Raw genomic sequence first — 4,554 nt, forward strand, 5'->3', positions numbered from 1 at the left:
GAGCCCGGCCAGGGCGACCTGCGGTGCACCCCCGGCACCGGCGGCGAGTGCCGTGAGGACGAGGCCGCCGCCGATCCCGGCGAGCGTCGGCCAGGTCCGGGTCATCGTCGCCGGTGCGTGCATGGCCGGCTCCCTAGGCCGTCGCCACGCGTGCGGTGCGCTCCGCGCCGAGTCCCACGCCGAGCAGCACGATCGCGCTGGCCAGGTGCAGGAAGTGGTCGGGCGTGTTGAGCGCGAGGATGTTGGCCGGAGTGCCGGCGATGAAGAAGCCGACCACGCCGAGCAGCAGGTAGGCCGCGCCGACGACCGTGTTGACGGTCTTCGCCGCGGCGACGTTCGACAGGCCCGCGATGAGCAGCGCGGCGCCGATCGCGAGGTGGGCGATGTTGTGGAGCGGGTTCACGGCGAACACCCCGAGGAGCAGCCCGCCCTCGGTGGCGATGAAGTCCACGCCGCCCGTCACGGCGAAGCCGAGCAGGCCGACCAGGACGTAGACCGCGCCGAACACGGTCGCGGCGATGCGGTTGGGTGAGTTCTTCATGGCGATGCCTCCTTGTCGTCGCGCGGCTGGTGCCGTGCTGGGAGGGATTCGACGCGCCGGTGGGTCCGGATTGGATCGAGCGGCCTCCGGTCGGGGGACACGATCGGCGGCAGCCCGGCCGCGAACCGAGGGGTCGGGCGGAGCGCTGTGCGGTGGGCCCTGCCGATCGGGTTACAATCGCAGCGGACACACGGCGGGGGGCACGGTGGCTGCACGGACAGGGCGGATGCGTCGACTGGTCGCAGCGACGATGGCGTCTGCCGTCGTGGTCGCGGTGCTCGCCGCGTGCACCTCGCCCGAGAGCCCGGCCGCCGACTTCGATCAGGTCGAGGGCGACTTCGCGCCCGAGGTCGTCGAGCAGCTCGACGCGACCCTCGCCGAGGCTGTGCGGTTGAGCGGATCGAGCGGCGCGGTCGCCGGCGTCTGGGCGCCCTGGGCGGGCAGCTGGACCGTCGGCACGGGCACGGTGGACCTCACCGACGCTGCCGACCCGGTCACGTCCGCCACGCGGTTCCAGCTCGCCGACGGGACCGGCCAGCTGACCTGCGCGGTGATGCTGCGGCTGGTGGATGCGGGCGTCGTCGAGCTCGACGACCAGGTGTCCGGGATGGTGAACGGCATCCCCGGCCTCGAGGGCATCACGCTGGAGCAGCTCTGCCGCAATCGCTCGGGCATCGCCGACTACTACGGGCCGCTCCGCTCGCACTTCGTCAAGAACCCGACGCGGATCTGGCCCGCCAACGAACTGCTCGCGAGCGGCCTGGCCGCTGGCCGGAAGGGCGACCCGGGGACGACCTGGGTCGAGTCGCGCACCGGCATCCTGCTCCTCGCCGCGGCGCTCGAGGAACGCACCGGACGCTCCTGGTCCGATCTCGCCGAGCAGTACGTGCTCGACCCGCTGGAGCTCGAGGAGACCAGCCTCCCTGCCGCCTCCGACACGTCCTATTCCGACGCCCTCGGCGGCTACGCCGCGACGTACTCGGGCGGCAAGCCGGCGTGCGACGCGATCGTCGACGTCTCCGAACGCTCCAGCTCGATCGGGGGCACCGCATCCGGCGCGCGCACGACGCTCACCGACGCGAAGGCCATCAGCGAATCGTTCGCGACCGGCGCGATGTTCCAGGAGGCGACCGCACGTGACGCCTGGACGCTCACGCCGTTCGGCGGGGACGCGCCCGGCTGGCAGGCCCAGGGGATCGGCGCCCAGCAGTTCGGGCCGCTGCGCGGGGTCGCCGGCGAGTCGATCGGGGCGCTCTCCGCGATGTTCACGGACCCCGAGACCGGGCTGACGGTCGTGCTCGCGCTGAACAACTCCACCGGCGGCGAGAGGCTCGTCCGCGAGGCGGCGTTCGCGCTCGCCTCGATCGCCTCCAAGGCGGCGCCCGCCGAGGGACGCGACCGGCCGCTCGTCGAGCTCCCGTGGTCGCTCGAGCAGGCGACCCAGCGCATGACGGATGCCGCGCCCTGCCCCCTCCCGGCCGACGCCGAGGGATGAGACCTTGGACCCTGCGGCGGAGCGCGCACGGGTCCACAATGGCGCGGACGGGGAGCGGGCTCCGGCAGGGGGGAGGCGTTCGCATGTGCCGATGGCTGGCGTACTCGGGTGAGCCGCTCAGGGCCTCGGCGGTCCTGCTCGACGCCACCCACTCGCTCGTCGCGCAGTCGCTCGACTCCCCGCTCGGCGCGGAGACGGTGAACGGCGACGGCTTCGGGATCGACCCCTCCCTGTACCCGCACCTGATGGGGACCACCGACTCGGAGGTGCTCTTCCACCTGGCGATCACGAACGGGCTCGCCGACGATCCCGTGTCGGCACTGCGCGCCACCGTCGACCTCGTCGAACGCATCGGCCGCGACCACGGCGTCATGTTCCCGATGCAGGGCACCGTCGCGGTCGCCGACGGCGCGACGATCTGGGCGCTGCGCTACTCCACGCAGGGCCGGTCGCGCACCCTGTTCCACTCGGCCGACATCCCGACCATCCGCCGGATGTACCCGGATGCCGAGCGGCTGGGCGAGTTCGGCGAGCACGCCCACGTCGTCGTGTCCGAGCCGCTCAACGACCTGCCGGGGCTCTTCACCGAGGTGCCGGAGTCCACGATCGCCATCCTCGACCGAGAGGGATACCACCATGAGCCCTTCCGAAGCGCAGCCTGAGCCCGCGGCCCCGACTGCGTCTTCGGCGGGCGAGCCGCCCGAGGGTGCACCGGCCCCGACCTCGTGGGTGGTCGTCGCGGCGCTCTCCGCCGCGCAGTTCGTGATGGTCCTCGACAGCACGGTCATGAACGTGTCGATCACGCAGGTCGTCGAGGACCTCGACACGACCGTCTCCGCGATGCAGGCCGCGATCACGTTCTACACGCTCACGATGGCCGCGCTCATGCTCGTCGGCGCGAAGCTCGGCGACGTGTGGGGGCGGCTGCGCGCCTTCGTGATCGGCGCGATCATCTACGCGCTCGGATCGCTCACCACGGCGCTGAGCCCGAACATCGCCGTCCTCTTCACCGGGTGGTCGGTCGTCGAGGGCGTCGGCGCGGTGCTCGTCATCCCCGCGATCGCGGCGCTCATCGCGGACAACTACGAGGGACGGCGGCGGGTGACGGCGTATGCGATGATCGGCGCCGCGTCCGGCGCAGCCGTCGCCGCCGGACCGCTCATCGGCGGATTCCTGACGACCTACGCCTCGTGGCGGTACGTCTTCATCGGCGAGGTCGTCGTCATGGCGGTCGTGGTGCTGTTCGCTCGGCGCATCGCCGACCGGCACGAGCCGGTCCGTCTCCGCATCGACGTGCTCAGCGTGCTGCTCTCGTCCGCCGGGCTCATCGCGGTCGTGCTCGGGATGCTGCAGAGCAAGACCTGGGGCTGGATCATCCCGCTGCAGTCGCCGGAGATCGGCGGCGTCGAGATCGCGCCGCTCGGCGTCTCGCTCACGGCCTGGCTGATCCTCGCCGGCGTCGGGCTGCTCGCCTGGTTCGCACTGCGCCAGCGGCGGCTCATCGACTCGGGCCGCGAACCCTTCCTCGACGTCTCGCTGCTGCACATCGCCCGCCTGCGGAGCGGGTTGTCGTCGCTCGGCGCGCAGTACGCCGTGACCGCCGGCCTGTTCTTCATGGTCCCCGTGTACCTGCAGATGACCCTCGGGCTCGATGCGCTGCAGACCGGGCTGCGCATCTTCCCGCTGTCGATCTCGCTCATCCTGTTCTCCTTCGCCGGCACGCGCCTGTCCACCCGCTGGTCGCCCAGGCGCATCGTCGTCGTCGGCCAGGTCGTGCTCGCGGCGTCCGCGCTGCTGCTGCTGGCGTCGGTCGACGAGGAGCTCAGGCAGGTGGCGTTCAGCGTCGGGATGTTCATCGCCGGCGCCGCGCTCGGCCTCCTCGCATCCCAGCTCGGCAACGTCAACATGTCGAGCGTCGGTCCGGAGAAGTCGAGTGAGGTCGGTGGCATGCAGGGCGTGTTCCAGAACCTGGGCTCGTCGCTCGGCACCGCGCTCATCGGCTCGATGCTGATCGGCGCGCTCGCGACCTCGTTCGCGGGCGGGGTCGCCTCGAGCGACCTGCCCGACGACGTGCGCTCCGCCGTCGCCGAGGCCACGAACGACGGCGTCGAACTCGTGCCGGCGTCGACCGTCGCCGAGATCGGCACCGATGCCGGCCTGTCCGACGACGAGGCCGCCGAGCTGACGCGCGTGTACGGCGACGCGCAGCTGCAGGCGCTTCGGGTCGCGTTCGTCGGGCTCATCGCCATCGCGCTGCTGGCCCTGCTGCTCTCGCGCGGCATCCCCGACGAGGTCGACGGCCGCGCCCCGCCGTCGCGCGGGGGGCGGAACGCGACGGTGCCTGAGGAGATCGAGGAACGACCATGACCGGACCCGCATTCGACCGTCGCCACACCGGACCCGAGGCTGCGCCCCGGCCGGAATCGTCCGGCATCCCCGACCCGGCGCCCCGACACGACTTCGCGGGACGGGCCGCGGCGGGACGCGCGGCCCGCTCGGGCGCCCCTCGCGGCTCGCA

General features: G+C 72.4%; 4 protein-coding genes. 3 read left to right on the plus strand and 1 reads right to left on the minus strand.

Features of this window, described 5'->3' with window-relative positions:
• Positions 1 to 133: 133 nt before the first annotated feature.
• Positions 134 to 541, minus strand: coding sequence for a DUF4383 domain-containing protein (locus tag ESO86_RS11885; RefSeq protein ID WP_129235222.1), 408 nt, complete (start codon positions 539 to 541; stop codon positions 134 to 136).
• A 250-nt stretch (positions 542 to 791) separates the two neighbouring features.
• Between ESO86_RS11885 and ESO86_RS11890 the strand changes: the two genes are divergently transcribed.
• The 3 genes from ESO86_RS11890 to ESO86_RS11900 all read left to right on the plus strand — a co-directional run bounded on the left by ESO86_RS11890 (position 792) and on the right by ESO86_RS11900 (position 4,403).
• Complete coding sequence (locus tag ESO86_RS11890; RefSeq protein WP_129235223.1) at positions 792 to 2,036, plus strand: serine hydrolase domain-containing protein; 1,245 nt, start codon at positions 792 to 794, stop codon at positions 2,034 to 2,036.
• Positions 2,037 to 2,119: 83 nt separating this feature from the next.
• Positions 2,120 to 2,698, plus strand: a complete 579-nt coding sequence (locus tag ESO86_RS11895; RefSeq protein ID WP_165307727.1) for a class II glutamine amidotransferase — start codon at positions 2,120 to 2,122, stop codon at positions 2,696 to 2,698.
• A complete protein-coding gene (locus ESO86_RS11900) occupies positions 2,673 to 4,403 on the plus strand; it encodes an MFS transporter (RefSeq protein ID WP_129235225.1) in 1,731 nt (576 codons plus the stop codon). The genes ESO86_RS11895 and ESO86_RS11900 overlap by 26 nt, the downstream gene beginning before the upstream one ends.
• Positions 4,404 to 4,554 lie beyond the last annotated feature (151 nt).

It is taken from the genome of Agromyces binzhouensis, assembly GCF_004135055.1.
GTDB classification, from domain to species: Bacteria; Actinomycetota; Actinomycetes; order Actinomycetales; family Microbacteriaceae; genus Agromyces; species Agromyces binzhouensis.

What these genes read in the sequence shown, in the direction of transcription:
- ESO86_RS11890 (WP_129235223.1), top strand. Translation starts at nt 792, where the DNA reads ATGGCGTCTGCCGTCGTGGTCGCGGTGCTCGCCGCGTGCACCTCGCCC.
- ESO86_RS11900 (WP_129235225.1), top strand. Translation starts at nt 2,673, where the DNA reads ATGAGCCCTTCCGAAGCGCAGCCTGAGCCCGCGGCCCCGACTGCGTCT.
- ESO86_RS11895 (WP_165307727.1), top strand. Translation starts at nt 2,120, where the DNA reads ATGTGCCGATGGCTGGCGTACTCGGGTGAGCCGCTCAGGGCCTCGGCG.
- ESO86_RS11885 (WP_129235222.1), bottom strand. Translation starts at nt 541, where the DNA reads ATGAAGAACTCACCCAACCGCATCGCCGCGACCGTGTTCGGCGCGGTC.